This is a genomic window from Alkalinema sp. FACHB-956 (assembly GCF_014697025.1).
Classification (GTDB): Bacteria; Cyanobacteriota; Cyanobacteriia; order Leptolyngbyales; family Leptolyngbyaceae; genus Alkalinema.
The window spans coordinates 1-17341 of record NZ_JACJRC010000045.1; the positions used below are offsets into that span (position 1 = coordinate 1).

Genomic DNA, 17341 nt, shown 5'->3' on the forward strand with positions numbered 1-17341 from the left:
CGTCCAATTCGATTGCTTCGATAACTCTGCGTCGAAAATCTTCACTGTAGGGGCGGGCCATGGTCAGCAGGGGGAATTACTCACTTCCCTTCTAGTCTACGTCCTAAGGTCGCTGGCTTTAGCTATACCTCTCTAGCCAGATGGGCAGAAAATGCCTCATTTCACCAAAGCTTCTGCACAGTACCGAAGCTTCTGCACAGGATGGCGGCCATGCTTAACTTGCGGAAACCATACTGGAGTTATAGAGCTTCATTACGGAGACGGCCCCAGCACAATTCCTAGACCATCATTTTTCTGGGACACTGCTCTATATCCCCCTCTTTTCAGGTTGATCTATGGCTAGCCTCGATCGCATTCTCATCTTCCCCATTAAATCCCTTGATGGATTGGAACTGACCTCTGCGGAAATTGCTGGAGGAGGATCGCTAGTCGGCGATCGGGAATTCGTCATCGTCAACCCCCAAGGCCAGTGGATCAACGGCAAACGAACCGCTAAAGTCCACTCTATCCGCGCCACCTACGACTGGCCCCAGCGTCGCGTCACCCTTGCGGCCCCCGGATTGGAAACCACAGTCTTCCACCTTGATGACGATCGGCCTGCCCTGAACCAGTGGCTCAGCGATCATTTCAACGAACCCGTCCACTTGGAACACAATCTGGACACCGGATTCCCCGACGACCCCGACTCCCCCGGCCCGACTCTTATTTCCACCGCAACCCTCCAAACGATCTCCGACTGGTTCCAACTGCCCCTAGCAGACGTGCGATCGCGCTTTCGAACCAACCTCGAACTCGCTGCCGAACAACCCTTTTGGGAAGACCAACTCTACCGCTCCGCCGACCAGCCCTACCCCTTCACGATCGGCGATGTGCAATTCCAGGGCATTAACCCCTGCCAGCGCTGCATCGTTCCCACCCGCGACAGCCAATCTGGCACCGCCATCCCAGGCTTCCAAAAAACCTTCATCCAAAAGCGGCAGGCCACCTTGCCCCCCTGGGCTAACGCCAGCCGCTTCAATCATTTCTATCGCCTTGCGATCAACACCCGCATTGCACGATCGCAGGCCGGAAAACTCCTACAGATTGGGCAAACTTGCCGTCCGGTTGGCCTCTGACTTACCCACCACCCGCAGTCGCTGCGTCGCAATCGTAATCCCCGCATCGTGCCGCGCCAAAACGGCTGAAATCCAGCGAGTTTCCGGCATCTTAGCCGCCTGCGCTTGCTTGAAAAATCCCCCCGCTCGCAGGCGTTGTAGCTTCAGCCGTTGCACCGTAGGTGGCGTAGACTGCGGACGATTGAGTTCCCGCTCACTCAACAATTCCGCGATCGACGGAAACTCAATTTGCATGGTCTTCTGGCTCGCGAACAACGTTGGCTGCACCGTCTCACTCACGATCGTCCCCATGAGAAAATCATCCCCCACGGGTTCCTGCACGATCGCCTCAAAATTGAACTTCTGCCCCACAACCACCGTTTCCGGCAGATTAATTTTCACCGTAGGCGGCTTTTCGCCTAATGTCAGCACCGTTTGTTCCGCCAAAATCTCCTGCCGCACAATGCGATCGCCCTGGAACCGTTGCCTTGCCCGCAGTGTGCTGGTGATCGTCCACTGTTGGCCATTCCGCTCCTGCTTGCCCGTCACATAGGTCGTTGTTTCCACCTGCATCCCTGTTGACACCGGAGTCGCAGATTTCACCTCCGTGCGGTAGGTCAAATTGGGATATTGCTGCCACAGCTGCGTCAACGATTTTTCTAACGATTGCGTATTCAAGCCGTCGGAGTTGGAAAAATTGGGGCTATAAAACTGCATCACTGCTTTCACATCCTTGCGGCTAGAAGCAGCATCCAATTGGTTCATCACGTCCTGCGGGCTTGCCGCGATCGCGCGATCGCCCACCAGAGAACCCATCACCGAGCCAGCCACTGAGCTAACCACTACCACTGTAATAGGCAAAACAGGCAGAAATTTTGTCCACAAACGACGCATACCGGGTTTTTCCGTGCTTGAAGGGCTGCAACTAGTATAGGCGAGGGTGCGAAAGATTACCGCAATGGGCCTAGGACGATCGCGGTAATTAAACGCTATATCCCCGCAAAATCTCTCCAAAATCCCCCTAGATCACCGCAATACAGTCAATTTCCACCAAGACATCCTTGGGCAGCCGCGCGACTTCTACACAGGCCCGAGCCGGAGCCGTTGCTTCATCAAAATACTGGCCATAGACAGCATTCACCGCTGCAAAATCGTTCATATCCTTCAGAAAGACTGTCGTTCGCACAACATCCCCAAAGGTCGCCCCCGCCGCCGCCAAGATAGCTTGCAGATTCGCCATCACCTTTTCCGTTTGTGCGGTCACATCGCTACCGCCTACCAGCGCCCCCGTGGCAGCATCCAGGGCAATTTGTCCCGCCACAAATACCATTTGTCCACTGGCAACGATCGCTTGGTTATAGGGGCCAACGGGCGCGGGCGCAGCTTGGGTTTGAATCACCGATCGTGACATAACCATCCTTCCAACACATCAACCGTCAGATTGTACCGCAGGGGCTTGGTCTTTGCTGACCAGGATGCAACAGCTAGCCAGGATAGGGCGGCTATCCAGAGCCAGCCAAGCGGCATCCACGGCCATCACGCAGGCCCCCGAGGTTGCTTCGGCCAGGTGAAGTAAAAAGTTGTTCCCTGGCCAATTTGGGATTCCACACGGATTGTTCCCGTTTCAGCTTCAATAATTTTCTTGACGATCGCTAAACCTACGCCGGTACTATCTTTCTTTTGGGAACTGCCGGTCTGGAACATGGTGAAAATGCTGGCTTGATCTTCCGGTGCAATCCCTGGCCCATCATCCGCCACCACAAACTCATAGAACTCCTTACGATCGACGACAGCAAGCCGAATCGTACCATCGGGGCGATCGTGGTGTTTAATGCCATTGCCAATCAAATTTGCAAACACTTGAAACAGAAGTAACCGTTTCGTCAAAATTGTGGGGAAATCCGGCGCAATCTTCACAGTAAACGTGGTTGGAATCGCCAGAGAGTCCATCACCTCTAGCAATAGATCTGCCACTGCAACGGATTCGAGTTCAAAATTTACCCGCCCTACCCGTGCATAGTTAAGCAATCCACTAATCATCGCTTCCATACGGTAGACGCGACTGCGTAACAGCGCCATTTGTTGCTGCGTGTTTGCTTCCAGTTTGCCGTCTAAGTCTTCTTCAATCCATTCCGACAAATTGGCGATCGCCCGCAGCGGCGCTTTGAGATCATGGGACACCACATGCACAAAGCTATCGAGTTCTTTATTGCGCTCTTCCAAGGTGTCTTGCACATATTTCAGATCGGTGATGTCGGTATTGGTGCCAAACCAACGCAGAATTTTGCCATCCTCATCGGTAATGGGAATCGCCCGCGATAAAAACCAACGGTAGCTCCCCTCCTGTCCCCGCAGCGGGAAGGTATCCTCCCAGGTTTGTCCCGTTTCAACCACGCAGTGGCGATAGCGTTCTACCACCCGATCGAGATGGTCAGGATGGTGCACCTGTTGCCACCCCCACCCCTGCATCTGCTCCAGGGTCGTTCCGGTATATTCAAACCAACGACGGTTGTACCAAAAGATCCAACCGTTAGCGTCTGCCATCCAAGCCAATTGCGAAATATTATCCGCCAGGGTTCGAAAGCGTGACTCACTCTCTAGAAACGCTGCCTCTGTGCGCTTCCGTTCATCAATGTCCTGCACCATCCCCCTCATTTGGAAGGGTTCATCCTGGGCATCAAAATAAAATCGCCCAAAGGCCGCCACCCAATGCATCGACCCATCGTCCCAAACCACTCGATATTCTTCCGAGAAGTCCCGATCGCTCCCCCGAGCCTGCTCGATCGCGGATTCCACCCGAGCCAAGTCCTCTGGATGCACTCTCCTAGCCCAGTCCTCATAACTCCGTTCTGGCATTCCCGGTACATAGCCCCACAATCGTTCGTGATAGGGACTCCAAATAATAGTTTGAGTGGCTAAATCCCACTCCCAAGAGCCCATTTTGGCCGCATCCATAGCCAATGTTGCCCGTTGCATCGATTCTCGCACTTGGTTCATGGACTGTTCCAAATCAGCTGTCCGTTGGGCAACCTTCGCTTCTAGGACTTGATTGAGTTGGCGCACTTGGGCTTCCGCCTGCTGACGATCGTGGATTTGTTGTTGCAGTTCCTGATTCATCTCTGCCAACTGCGCAGGGCTAGGCAACAGCAATGCTTGGGGCATCAATTGCACTAGGGCGATCGCTGTATACAGAGAAATTAAAGCAGTCACAGCTTTAAGCATTCCTGACAACCAATAGGCGGGATGCCAGAGGGTCCAAATTTCCATGAGGTGCGTCGTACCGCAGGAAATAATAAACGCACCAAATAATAGGAAAATCCAATCAAAGGGAAGATCTTTTCGCTGTCGGACAAAATAAACTAGCGTGATCGGAATGGAATAATAGGCCAAGGCAATCATGGCATCGGATAGCACATGCAGCCCAACCAAGTTTGTTTGCCAAAGATAACAGTGCCCATGGGGAATAAAAGAGCCAGATGCAAAGAGCGTTTTGATCAGATCTGCCATGGCATTTCCCTAGGGTTAGTGGAGGCGTTCACGGGCGGGCTCAGAGTAGCGCACATCACCAATGGTTTGGCAACGGTGATGCAATTTGACAACTTCAGTCTGCAATGGACTAGTACTCTACAGTCAACCAAATATGTAGCGAATATTTAGCGAATATTTAGCGAATACGCAGTCATTCTGCCGCAAAACCGTGTGAGCTGGATTCAGCGATGCAGCAAAATTGATCGACTAGCAGCTATACAGACCAACAGCTATACAGAGTAAATTGAGTATCTTAAACGAGGGACGCGATTGTAATAGTCGTTGGGAAAACACTCAGCCATTTCAAAGAGCATTCCCCCCTAACCTGACTTTACGCCAGAGTTCTTCTGGACGCAATGCTTGTTTCTAGCCGCAGACTTGTCCAGCATTAGACTTGTCCAGCATTAGACTTGTCCAGCATTAGACTTGTCCAGCATTAGACTTTTGCTAGCAAGCTCAATTTTCTCCAAAAAATTCTCTCCGAACAATTCATGGAGGGGTCGCTGAACGATTCCCCTCACCCACTTTTCGTGATTCACACAATTACTTTTGACCCATCGATATCAGCCCCCAATCTCAGTCCCCTGAGCCACCTTCTTCGCCTTTACCAAAAAAATTCTCATAACGTTCGGCACATCACGCGGGGGAAACGGCTCAGCATAGCGATCGAAATTCGCATCGGCCTCCCCCGGTTGAACCACTTCAGCCTGCCAACCATACTGGGACAGTAGCTGTTCAGGGGTATCTGTCCCAAACTGAAAATAACCTTGATACGGCCCATACTCCAAACTTTGCAGATTAATGAGATCAAGGCCAAAGTGACTTCCCGGCATCACTAGGTTAGACACGGTTTGCAGGAGACGATGGGCTTGCACCTCTGAAAAATACATCAGTAAGCCTTCAACCAACCAAATTGACGGCAAGGTTGAAGCATACCCCGCTGATACCAGTTGGTCTTCCCAGGGCTGGGTTAGGTCAGCTCCAATTAAGTGATGCTGACAGGACGGGCTGCTGCCCTTCAGTAAGTTGGCCTTATAAGCCAAGACTTCTGGATAATCCAGTTCATACACTTTCACCTCTGGGGGCCAAGGCAGGCGATAAGCCCGAGTATCCAAGCCAGATGCGAGAATCACAATCTGTCCGACTGGAGTGCCCATCAGAAAATCGTCAAAAAATCGTGTCCGTACCGTTACATAGGCTTGATCCTGGGGGGTGAGTCGCAGGTCAACTTGTTGAAATGCTTCTTCGCCTGCCAGTTGCGCTGCAAACGGATCGGTAAATAGTCGATCGTCCCGGTTCGTTTCGCGGGCTCTCATGGCAGCCATCATACGGGCCGTGAACGGAACGAATTTGCTATAGTCTTCCGCGATCGAGTTAGGGATAATTTCACTCATATTGGATAGAGACCCTCTCACTTTACAGGTTCAACTTACAGATTTAACTTACAGGTTTAACTTACAGATTCAACTTACAAATTTAACTGTGGAGCCATGTGTTTCAGTATAATGGCCCACCGCAAATATCACCGTGAGAATGGGCTTAAGTGAGAATGAACCTATCAATCGATCGTATGGCCTACAATCCAACGCATCCCTCTATCGAACAGAAATCAGTACACCATTTCTATTATTAATACTTTTAGCCATTAAAAATGCGACCAAATTTACAACTGGTCGCATTCATGTTAGAAAATCTTTTTCTGATGCTTTGAAATGGGTAATCCCATTGAGCAACAGAAATCTATTTCAATCATTTTTGTAATGTTGAATCCATTACTCCTTGGACAATACACGACCGATCGTCCGATTTTGCGGGGTAAAAGTCGCCTGAGCCACCCGCTGAATATCCGCTGGACTCACCGCCGCGATCGCATCGACTTGTTTAAACAAGTTGCGCCAACTCCCAGTTTTCACCTCATATTCCAGCAGCGCTTCCGCCATCCCGGAATTGGAATCCAGCGATCGCAACAACCCCGCCCGTGCTTGAGTCTTCACCCGATCGAGTTCCGTCTGATCCACCGGTTGTGTTTTCAACCGTTCAATTTCAGACTGCAACCCCTGCTGCACCTCTTCCAAGGTATGCCCTGGAGCCGTCAGTGCATAGAACATAATCAAATTCGGATACTTATCTCCCGGAAACCCATTAAAGCCTTCCGCCGTTAAGGCCAGCTTTTTCTCTTCCACTAGCGACTTGTATAACCGCGAGGTGCGCCCATTGCTCAACAAACTCGCGATCGCCTCATACACTGCATTATCCGGATGGCTCAAAGCGGGGCGATGGTAGCCCTCCAGATAAATCGGCTGGGAATTTAAGGTTAACGACACCTGCCGCATCTCCTGTTGGGGTGGTTCCGCTGGCAGGGTTTGGTTCGAGGCAGGTCGTTTGGCAAAACGCCCAAAATACGTCTGCGCCAGTTGTTTCACCTTATCTGGATCCGCATCTCCCACGATCGCAAAGGTCAAATTCTCCGGGACATAGTGCAGTTTGTAAAAGTCATAGACATCCTGCCGACTCATCCGCCGTAGATCCGCCTCAAAACCCACCACAGGCTGACGGTAGGGATGGACTTTGAACGCAGTCAGCAAAAACTCCTCAATCAATTTGCCGATCGGCGAATTATCCGTCCGCAATCGCCGCTCCTCCAAAATCACGGCCTTTTCCTTAAAGAACTCCCGAAACACAGGATCCAAAAAGCGTTCCGATTCCAAGGACATCCACAGCTCTAATTTATTGGAGGGAAAACTGTAGAAATAGCGCGTTGCCTCCGCCGAGGTATTCGCATTCAAGCCCACACCGCCTGCCTGCTCAACAATTTGACCATACTTGTTTTGCTCGACTAGCGCTGCTGCTTGGGCTTCTACCCGATCGAACTCCGCCTGGAGTTGTGCGGCTTTTGCCTGATCCTTCGTAGCCTGGATCTTTGCCCAGAGGCCATCCTCCTGGGCTAGCAGTGCCTTTTCCTGGACGAAATCTTGAGTCCCAATCCGGGTCGTCCCCTTAAAGGCCAAATGCTCTAAAAAGTGAGAAATTCCCGTTTTGCCCGCCACTTCATCGGCACCGCCCACATCGGCATAGGTCAAGAAGGAAACGACGGGAGCATCGTGGCGCTCCAGCACAATAAACTTCATGCCATTGTCGAGGGTGAATTCTGTAATGTTGCGAATCACCCGATCGAGGTAGGGCTGAATCGACTGCGATGGGCTGGACTGGGGAGACTCAGACTTAGAAGACTCAGACTTAGAAGACTGGAACTGGGGAGTCTTGGACTGGGGAGCTTGGAGCTGGGGAGCACTCGATTGCGGCTGACTCGATGGGGGCATCATCTCTGTCCTAGCCCAAGCCGGACTGCCCAAAACGGTTCCGAACCACAATATCCCAGCACTCAGGAGCAGCAATAGACCCGCCCTCGATCGTCGTACCCTATCCATAAAAACTCGAACTCAACAGCATTTATCTAGGATAGGCGAGGATCTCTAGGATTGGGCGACCGCCTCGTTTAACCGAGAATCTCTAGGCCAAAAACCGTTGCCGATAAAGAATATAACTATCAAATAAGACTCCCACCAGACTAAAGGCAAAGCCGATCGTCACTAAGCCCATCCAAGGGTGACCTTCTCCAAAGGTAGACAAAAAGCTCAACACCTCAGACAAAAAGGCATGGCTACAGCCACCTAAACCGGGCAAAAAGCCCAGCCCCATTAACAACAACACGACAGCACTGACCAACAGCACAGGAGCCAAAAAGCTGAAGATCATTGCTAAAACTAGTGAACGAACACAAATTGAGGCAGTACGCATAGGACAGAAAACAGGCACAGAGAAAACACCTGTAATTTCACTATCCTTCAAGATAGGAGGCGATCGGGCATTCTAGGAGGAGATTTGAGGAATCTTAAAAGAAATGCTAAACAATCAGTGACGTTAACAGTTTATGTAACATTTTAGATTCAATTTCTCATCATCATTCTCATTTAGCTAGTCATCAGATGAGTATGAACCGATGGAGTGTCACACTGAAACCCATCAATATCCCTGACTATTCCCCTAGGGCTCCTAATTTGCCTGGTTTCTTCCCGTCTACGCAATGTTAAAGGGACTGCCCTGCCTGGACAATCCCCCAAAGGCCCTCACCATGCCCGTGAGGTATTCGCTGATCAAATGCAGTTAAACTACAAGCGCAGTTAAACTACATGGTTAAACTACAAGCATGGTTAAACTACAAGCATGGTCAAACCACAAGCATGGTCAAACCACAAGCACGGTTAAACCATAGCAGCGGTGGCAAATACAGCCTCTTCTAGCCGCACCAAGGTTGAATCGAAATCATCATTGATAATTTGGATATCAAACTCGTTAGCAGCATCAATTTCCGCTTTGGCCCGTTGCAGGCGTTTCGCGATCGCATCATCGGAATCCTGGCCCCGCCCTCGGATCCGACTTTCCAATTCTTCTAAGGAAGGGGGCAAAATAAAGATGCGATAGGCCGAGGGAAAGCTTTTGCGGATTTGGCGAGCCCCTTCTAGCTCAATCTCCAACACAACCCATTCTCCCCGTTGCAGCAACTCTTCCACCGAGGCTCGGGGCGTACCGTAGCAGTTGCCTGCGAACTCTGCCCATTCCAAAAATTCCCCATGGGCAACCATCCGCTCAAAGTCAGGCCGGGTAATAAATCGATAGTTCACCCCATCCACTTCTCCAGGCCGGGGCGATCGAGTCGTTGCCGAAAGTGACAATCGTAATGCAGGGTGGCGCGCCAGCAAGGATCGCAGCAATGTCCCTTTCCCAACGCCACTTGGACCTGTGATGACAATTAATCGACCTACGCCCATGATGCTTCTGTCCAACAAAATCAGAATGGTGAGATGAGAGAACCGTAAGATAAAAACCAGAAATTGCTAAAAAGTCACTCAAGGAACCTTTTTAAACGAAAAAACAGCCTGGACATCCTTGGAAGGAAATCCATATTTCTAGTGTAGTTCCCCATCTTGCTACAGGACAGAACACCCTGGCAAGCAAAAAGATTTTTTATTTCATAAAAAAATAGGCTGGCTCCCCTTCTCCTAAAGAACTGGCTTAGCCTAGCCCATCTCCCCCTCCAGGGATCTTTCCACCCAGCTGAACAATTGGGAAAGCACAGGGTCTTCGCTCAACCAATCCCCATCGGCCTCGATCGTCGATTTTTACGGAGATCCCCCCCAATCCAATAGTTCCAATCCGATCGTTCTAATCATCGTGATTCGATTCCTTCGCAGTGACAAACCGATTGGCTACGGTTTCCGGTTGAATGGCGGACAAAATGACATGTCCAGAATCCGTAATAATCACAGCACGGGTACGCCGACCATAGGTGGCATCGACCAACTCGCCCCGTTCCCGCGCATCCGTAATAATCCGTTTGATGGGGGCAGATTCCGGGCTGACGATCGCAATCACCCGATTCGCAGACACAATGTTACCAAAACCAATATTAATTAACTTAATTTCCATCATCAAAAACAGTCTTCAAGACCTTGTACAGAGCACACTTGAATTTTCCACGTTTTATCGTAACCGCAAAAATCTAATATGAACAGATCGAACCTTACTCTCCTATCTCAATATTTTTATCTCGATCTTTCTCTCATAATGAGTGATCCAGAGATCTTTTGGCTTTTTAGTTGACAGTAATACAATTTGATTCTTTCGCATCAGTGCTGTTTCAGGTTTTTCGCAGGTGAAAGAGCCAAAATCGAGGATTTTTATTAATCCAGAGGTCTCAATCTAGATATTTCAAGCATTCACCTCTACTTACTCCAGTTCTTTGCCTCAATGGCAGATCAAATAAGCCTCCCCTCCCTTCAAATCTTGGCATTGAGCCAGGGTAGACGTAGGACCTTCGGCCCTCACCCCCCTTGCCCCTCCTGACGGACACCCTACTCTGAACAAGCCCACATTGATGGCGATCGAGAACGGTCTGCCACCGATGCAGGCAGCAGCGCAAGGTTGAACCCTGGAAGTCCTACCCCATAAAATTGTTTAAAGGAGTTTAAAAATTGTGCAAAAAGTGAGAAGTTTCTCTAAATTTTGAGCCCCGTAAACAGTTGACGAAACCACACAGTTCAGGCGCACAAAATTAGTGAGTGCAAGTGGTAGGTTCTCATTTCTATTCACTATTCCACTTAACTCTAAAACATTGCTCCATACAATGCATGGCATTGATGAATGCGATCAAAATGTGATCAAAAGTTCAGTTAACAGAGGAGTTAGAAATTTATATCAATACAAATAGAGAATTAGATAAACATAGATAAATAATATAAAACCTTCATAAGGGCAGATTTTTTCCGATTTATTCACTATTTTCAGCTATCCCACTGTTGAAACCAGACTTCTTCCATCGCCTTGAGGCATTCCTACATTCCCCTTGGACAACCTGTTTCGTCTACACTCTGTCTGGGAGTCAACAGCGAACTGGGAGTCAACAGCGAACCCTATTCTAGTCAAACCCACAGTCAAACCCACAGTTAAACCCAAGGTTAAACCCACTCTAGGCTAACTGGGTTTGCTGACAGGTTCAGGGTCTGACTCAACTCTGAACTTAGGTCTGACTTAGGTCTGACTTAGGTCTCACTTAGGTCTGACCCAGATCTGAGACCCAATGAATCCATGATATAACTCTCTTCCTGGAGATAACTCTCTTCCTGTCCTCTCTAGCCCCATTCCCTATTACCCTAGGCAAATCGAACTGTGCAGCCCGTTGATTTCACCACTTTGATGGCGATTTGCCATGAGCTAAGGCAAACTTGGCTCCCCGCCCGTCTAGAACAAGTTTACCAACGCGATCGCTATACTCTTTCTCTGGCACTGCGCACATTACAGGGCCGGAGCTGGCTCACGATTTCCTGGCATCCCCAAGCTGCACGGCTTCACATTGGCGATCCACCTCCCCGTCAACCCGATACGTTTACTTTTAGTCAACAGCTTTGGCATCAATTGGGGGGGTTGGCACTGGTAGCGATCGATCTGGTTGCCCCCTTCGAGCGGGTTCTCGTCCTCCAGTTTGCCAAGCGTCCTGGGGATCCAATTCTGTGGCAGGTGTACGTGGAAATCATGGGGCAGTACAGCAATGTGATTTTGGTCAACCAAGCCCAGGAAATTGTGACTGCCGCTTACCAAGTGAGCGATCGTCAATCTCGAATTCGATCGATCCAAACGGGGGATCCCTACGAACTCCCGCCCAGACCCACCAGTGCCGTTCCCACCCTGGAAGATCCCTACGATCGTTGGCAAGACCGCATTCAGTTGATCCCAGGGCCACTGGGAAAAACCTTACTGAAAACCTATCGCGGCCTCAGTTCTACCTTGGTGGCGGAGTTAGTCACCCATGCTGACCTCGATCCCACGATCGGCACGGATCAACTCCAAACCAGCGATTGGGAGCGATTATTTCAGGCTTGGCAAACCTGGCTGCATACCTTGGCAGATTGCACCTTTTCCCCCCACCTTACGGCGCAGGGTTACTCGGTGCTGGGCTGGAACCAACCGGAGGTTGCCCACCCAGGCGACTGGGCCAGTTTAACCGCTCAAGAAATTCTGCAACGCTACTATACCGATCGCCTCAACGAACAAACCTTTCGGCAACTTCAGCACCAATTGCAGCAGCGACTGGCCAATCTTCTGAGTAAGCTATGCCTTAAACGGGATGGCTTTCTCGATCGCCTCCAAGCCAGCGATCGATCGGATGAACTGCGGCAACAGGCTGATCTTCTAATGGCACATTTGCATTTGGGCGAACCCGGCATGAGCCAGATCGAACTCCCAGATTTTGAAACTGGACAACCGATTCGAGTTTCTCTCAGTCCGGAAAAAAATCTGGTACAAAACGCCCAAAGCTTATATAAGCAGTACCAAAAACTGACCCGGGCCCGAGCGGCGATCGATCCCCTATTAGCCAACGTGCAGTCAGAAATCCATTATCTCGAACAGGTAGACACGGCTCTGCGCCAGTTGGAAACCTACACCACGATCGCCGATCTAGATACCCTCGAAGAAATTCGGGAAGAACTGATCCAGCAAGGCTACCTGGAGGATCCCACCTATCGCCGGGAATCCCAGGGGCAAGATCGGGCCAGCGAACCCCACCATTACCCCACTCCCGCCGGGTTTGAACTTCTGATTGGCCGCAACAATCGCCAAAATGACCAACTCACCTTTCGGACTGCGGGCGACTATGACCTCTGGTTCCACACCCAGGAAATCCCCGGCAGCCATGTACTACTGCGGATACCGCCAGGTAGCGTTCCCGACGAAGCCGATCTCCAATTCGCCGCTGACCTGGCCGCCTATTACAGCCAAGCCCGCCAAAGTGAACAGGTTCCCGTGATCTACACCCAGCCTAAGCATGTTTACAAACCCAAGGGAGCCAAGCCAGGAACGGTGATTTATAAACAGGAACAAATTCTTTGGGGCAATCCCCAACGGGGGTTATCCTGGCTTCGTGAAGAGAAAAAGATTTAGCTGCAAACGGATCCCAAGCATAACGATCCCAGTCACAGCGGTCGATCGTAAAATTTCGAAAGCATGTGAATTTTCGCAACGAATTTTTCGTATTTTCTGTTACAATCCTCAGTCAATAGGGATAAATACTCTAAAGAACCTTCTGCACGCTTGGGAACGCGCAGAATTGAGGTTCCTTCGATGTGAGACGACAACAGAAAACCGTAATCAGGTTTACTTCAATTTAGTTGACCAGCTTCTAGGGAGAGGCTGGTCGATTTATTTTAGAGCCGCGCAAGACCACACAATCTTTATGCAGCCTAACCGCTTTGTGTAGCCTAGCCGCTATGCTAAATCGATGTCCGTGGGTCGATCGAGCCCCTCAGGAAAGCGCTCGGAAAGACGATCGCCCGATTCCTCGCTAGCCTTTTGAAATCGTTCCTTTATGCCAAGTTACGCCCTTGTCCATGAGTGGTTGACCCCCAAAGCCACTGGCGGATCCGAACTCGTCGTCCAGGAAATTTTGCAACATATCGATGCAGACCTCTACGCCCTGATTGACTTTGAGTCCCGCAATCCTAAGAGCTATCTCTATCGCCGCCAGATCGGCCACACATTTCTGCAACGGTTTCCCTTCGCAGAGCAAGGCGTACAGAAATACTTACCCTTGCTGCCCTTGGCGATCGAGCAGTTGGATTTGGGCCACTATGACATTATTTTGTCGTCCTCCCATGCCGTAGCCAAAGGCGTATTGACCAAAGCCCACCAAATGCATGTGTGTTACTGCCATGCCCCTATGCGTTATGCCTGGGATTTGACCTTTGATTATCTCAGCAGCAGTCGATCGGGGCGGGGGTTACCCGGCATCCTGACCCGCTATTTACTGCACCAACTGCGCCAATGGGATGTTCTTTCGGCCAACCGAGTAGATTATTTTGTCGCCAATTCAAAAACGACAGCGCGACGGATTTGGCGGTGCTATCGGCGGGAGGCAGAGGTGATTTATCCCCCCGTCGCCGTCGATCGCTTTCCTCTCGTGACTGAAAAACAAGACTTTTATCTCACGGTTTCCCGATTGGTGAGTTACAAGAAGGTCGATTTGATTGTCGAAGCCTTTAATCAACTGGGTTTACCGTTAGTGGTAATTGGTGATGGGCCAGACTTACCTAAAATCCGCCAACGTGCCAAAGCCAATATTCAACTGCTTGGCTGGCAATCCAATGCGGTGGTTGAACGCTACATGGCCCAAGCCAAAGCCTTTGTGTATGCGGCCTACGAGGATTTTGGCATCGCCCCGGTGGAAGCCCAAGCCTCTGGCACGCCTGTGATTGCCTATGCCGCCGGGGGCACCGGAGAAAGCGTGAAGGATGTTCGCCAGTGGGGATCCCAGGGTACAGGGATGCTCTTTCCCCAGCAGTCGATCGCCAGCTTACAGGAAACGATCCAAGCCTTTGAACGTCATTACCAACAACTGCAACCAGAGGTGATCCATCAGCACGCCCTGGGATTTCAGCCCACGGTCTTTCGCGATCGGTACTTGGAATTCCTCGATCGCAGCTACGCCCAGTTCCAAACCCAGCATCAATTCGATCGTCCCGACCTATGACAGGCAAGAGACTGTCCAAAAATTTGATCTTATTTAAGCCAAGTGGGGACGATCGCTTTATGATCGGAACTACATTTCTTCGAAAAAGTGAAAGCTTTTTTCGCAAAAATTTACAGTTTTTACGGAATCAAACCCACTTTTGTCGAAAAATCAGTGTGTGGTGTGGAGTATGCATAATATGACTGCCGATAGCCAAGTTGCTGCGGGCCAGGTCATTCGAAGTCGGTCAAAGTCTCGCCGGGGCAAACCGCCGCTTTGGACTTTACTGGATCGAGCGATCGTCAAACGCCTTTTTGATATTGTTTTTTCTTTCTCTGTCCTCATTCTTTTCTCTCCGGTCTACCTGCTTTTGGCCCTACTGGTTGCCCTCAGTTCCGATGGGCCTGTGTTCTACATCCAAGAGCGCGTCGGTAAGCAGGGTCGGCACTTCGGCTGCATTAAATTCCGCACCATGGTTAATCACGCCGATCGGCTACTGGTGGAAATGTTGGCCAGTTCACCCCACCTACAACAAGAATTTGAGGACAATTTCAAGCTGAAACACGATCCGCGCATTACCTGGATCGGTCATTTTCTGCGGATCACCAGTTTGGATGAGTTCCCTCAGTTTTGGAACGTCCTGATGGGCGATATGAGCGTCGTTGGCCCACGCCCTTTGGTACCGGAAGAACTGCACCGCTACGGCGATGCGATCGAGCAAGTGCTTTCGATTCGACCCGGTATTACGGGCCTATGGCAGGTTTCTGGACGCAACGACATTCCCTATCCCCAACGAGTTCGCATGGATGCCTACTATGTGAACCATCGCCGATTCTGGTTAGATCTTTGGCTGATTGTCAAAACGGTGCGCGTTGTTCTTTTTCCCAAAAATAACGGTGCCTACTAGACATTTACTGGTTCTTTACCAGTTTTCCACTGGGGGTTGACTAGGTTGTTACTGGGCCGTAACTCAGTAGAAAACCTCAATTTTGTCCCAGTCCACCCCCATCTTCGATAAAATCTGCATCAGGCATCTGGCGGAACTTTAAGGAGTCTTCGTACACACTTTGGCCGGACTTTATACGATCTTTCCTCAATTCAAGCTAGGCTATTGGCACCTTCTTGAGATCAAAGAGTGAATGATGCATGACTTGAGGAATCTAGGACGCTGAAGCCCTGTTTGCAGCAATCTGTTTTCAGCAATACAGCGTAGAAAGATCACTGTGAGTCGTTCCAATCACTCCGAATTGAGGGATTAATAAATTCATAAATTTCAATCTCGGACGATCGCTGATTAACGTTCTCATCCGTTCTAATCAGGGTTTTGCCTAAAAAGTTTGATTTTTATACGGATCCTTCATCTGGCTAGATGAGTTAACTAGAGACCAGACTTGGACTGGGATTAATCGATGGAGTTGATCCAATCGGATTGATTCGAACTGTGGCAATTAGACTTTTGTCCTTCCACCAGATTCATCCCAACGCTAGTCTGTAATGATTTGTAAGTGTTTTGTATTGTGATTCGTAGGGAAGGAAAGAACTAGCATGACGCAACGTAAGCGGGCATTGATTACAGGGATTACCGGGCAAGATGGTTCCTATTTAAGCGAACTCTTGCTGGAGCAGGGCTACGAAGTGCACGGGATTATCCGTCGTACCTCCACCTTCAACACCGATCGGATCGACCACATCTACGAAGATCCGCACGCAGAAGGAGCACGCCTGTTCCTGCACTACGGTGACCTGACCGATGGCACCATGCTGGGTCGCATCATCGAAGAAGTCCAACCCCACGAGATTTACAACCTGGGTGCCCAGTCCCACGTTCGGGTCAGCTTTGACTCTCCGGAATACACTGCTGACAGCGTAGGCATGGGGGCTCTGCGCCTATTGGAAGCCGTACGGGACTACCAGCAACGCACTGGCAATGAAGTGCGTTATTACCAAGCCGGTTCTTCCGAAATGTACGGCAAAGTGCTGGAAGTGCCCCAGAGCGAACTAACCCCCTTCTATCCCCGCAGCCCCTATGCCTGCGCCAAGGTTTTTGCCCACTGGCAAACCGTCAATTACCGTGAGTCCTACAATCTATTTGCCTGCAACGGGATTCTGTTTAACCATGAATCTCCCCGTCGAGGCGAAACCTTTGTGACCCGCAAAATTACCCGTGCAGTCGCTCGCATTGCAGCTGGGAAACAAAAGAAACTGTTCATGGGTAACCTGGATTCCAAGCGGGACTGGGGTTACGCTAAGGACTACGTGCGGGCTATGTGGCTGATGTTGCAGCAATCCGAACCCGATGATTACGTTGTAGCGACGGGTGAAACCCACTCGGTCAAAGAATTCCTCGATCTAGCCTTTAGTCGAGTCAACCTAGACTGGCAGCAGTATGTAGAATTTGATCCTCGCTATCTGCGCCCAGCAGAAGTGGATCTGTTGATTGGCACCCCTGCGAAGGCGAAGGAAAAGCTGGGTTGGGAACCCTCCGTTACCTTCGAAGAATTGGTCAATCTCATGGTGGATGCGGATCTGCGGGCCGTCGGTATTGACGCCCCCGCTGGCCCAGTGAATTCCGAGAATGCGATCGTGCGGGAAAACGTAGCCGCGATGTCTTTCTAAATGCATCACTCTGAGATGCGTTGGTTTAAGCGATTTCTCCTGA

General features: G+C 50.3%; 13 protein-coding genes. 5 read left to right on the forward strand and 8 right to left on the reverse strand.

Annotation, left to right across the window (positions count from 1 at the left end; translation table 11 throughout):
* Positions 1-335: 335 nt before the first annotated feature.
* Positions 336-1115, forward strand: coding sequence for an MOSC N-terminal beta barrel domain-containing protein (locus H6G21_RS24255; protein WP_190576991.1), 780 nt, complete (start codon positions 336-338; stop codon positions 1113-1115).
* On the opposite strand, the gene H6G21_RS24260 is transcribed toward H6G21_RS24255, so the two are convergent.
* The 8 genes from H6G21_RS24260 to H6G21_RS24295 all read right to left on the reverse strand — a co-directional run bounded on the left by H6G21_RS24260 (position 1077) and on the right by H6G21_RS24295 (position 10109).
* Positions 1077-1988: a nuclear transport factor 2 family protein gene (locus tag H6G21_RS24260; protein ID WP_190576993.1), complete on the reverse strand. Its 912-nt coding sequence runs from the start codon at positions 1986-1988 to the stop codon at positions 1077-1079. The two genes, H6G21_RS24255 and H6G21_RS24260, sit on opposite strands and share 39 nt — an antisense overlap.
* A gap of 127 nt (positions 1989-2115) precedes the next feature.
* Positions 2116-2505, reverse strand: coding sequence for a RidA family protein (locus tag H6G21_RS24265; RefSeq protein WP_190576995.1), 390 nt, complete (start codon positions 2503-2505; stop codon positions 2116-2118).
* A 125-nt stretch (positions 2506-2630) separates the two neighbouring features.
* Positions 2631-4601, reverse strand: coding sequence for a PAS domain-containing protein (locus H6G21_RS24270; RefSeq protein ID WP_190577004.1), 1971 nt, complete (start codon positions 4599-4601; stop codon positions 2631-2633).
* A gap of 584 nt (positions 4602-5185) precedes the next feature.
* Positions 5186-6016 (reverse strand): SAM-dependent methyltransferase, encoded by an 831-nt coding sequence (locus H6G21_RS24275; protein ID WP_190577006.1) that lies wholly within the window; start codon positions 6014-6016, stop codon positions 5186-5188.
* A 378-nt stretch (positions 6017-6394) separates the two neighbouring features.
* The gene (locus H6G21_RS24280) at positions 6395-8050 is read right to left on the reverse strand and encodes a pitrilysin family protein (RefSeq protein ID WP_242042037.1); all 1656 of its coding nucleotides are present in this window, start codon (positions 8048-8050) and stop codon (positions 6395-6397) included.
* An 82-nt stretch (positions 8051-8132) separates the two neighbouring features.
* A complete protein-coding gene (locus tag H6G21_RS24285) occupies positions 8133-8378 on the reverse strand; it encodes a hypothetical protein (RefSeq protein ID WP_190577008.1) in 246 nt (81 codons plus the stop codon).
* Positions 8379-8884: 506 nt separating this feature from the next.
* On the reverse strand, positions 8885-9451 hold the full coding sequence (gene gmk / locus H6G21_RS24290; protein ID WP_190577013.1) for a guanylate kinase: 567 nt from the start codon (positions 9449-9451) through the stop codon (positions 8885-8887).
* Between the two features lie 394 nt (positions 9452-9845).
* Positions 9846-10109 carry a DUF370 domain-containing protein gene (locus H6G21_RS24295; protein WP_190577043.1) on the reverse strand — a complete coding sequence of 88 codons (264 nt, stop codon included), beginning with the start codon at positions 10107-10109 and terminating at the stop codon, positions 9846-9848.
* Between the two features lie 1239 nt (positions 10110-11348).
* On the opposite strand from H6G21_RS24295, the gene H6G21_RS24300 reads away from it, so the two are divergent.
* The 4 genes from H6G21_RS24300 to gmd all read left to right on the forward strand — a co-directional run bounded on the left by H6G21_RS24300 (position 11349) and on the right by gmd (position 17298).
* Positions 11349-13118 carry an NFACT RNA binding domain-containing protein gene (locus tag H6G21_RS24300; RefSeq protein ID WP_190577015.1) on the forward strand — a complete coding sequence of 590 codons (1770 nt, stop codon included), beginning with the start codon at positions 11349-11351 and terminating at the stop codon, positions 13116-13118.
* Between the two features lie 424 nt (positions 13119-13542).
* The gene (locus H6G21_RS24305) at positions 13543-14703 is read left to right on the forward strand and encodes a glycosyltransferase (RefSeq protein WP_190577017.1); all 1161 of its coding nucleotides are present in this window, start codon (positions 13543-13545) and stop codon (positions 14701-14703) included.
* A gap of 178 nt (positions 14704-14881) precedes the next feature.
* Positions 14882-15589: a sugar transferase gene (locus tag H6G21_RS24310; protein ID WP_190577019.1), complete on the forward strand. Its 708-nt coding sequence runs from the start codon at positions 14882-14884 to the stop codon at positions 15587-15589.
* 638 nt (positions 15590-16227) lie between these two features.
* Positions 16228-17298 carry a GDP-mannose 4,6-dehydratase gene (gene gmd, locus H6G21_RS24315; protein WP_190577021.1) on the forward strand — a complete coding sequence of 357 codons (1071 nt, stop codon included), beginning with the start codon at positions 16228-16230 and terminating at the stop codon, positions 17296-17298.
* Positions 17299-17341: the final 43 nt, after the last annotated feature.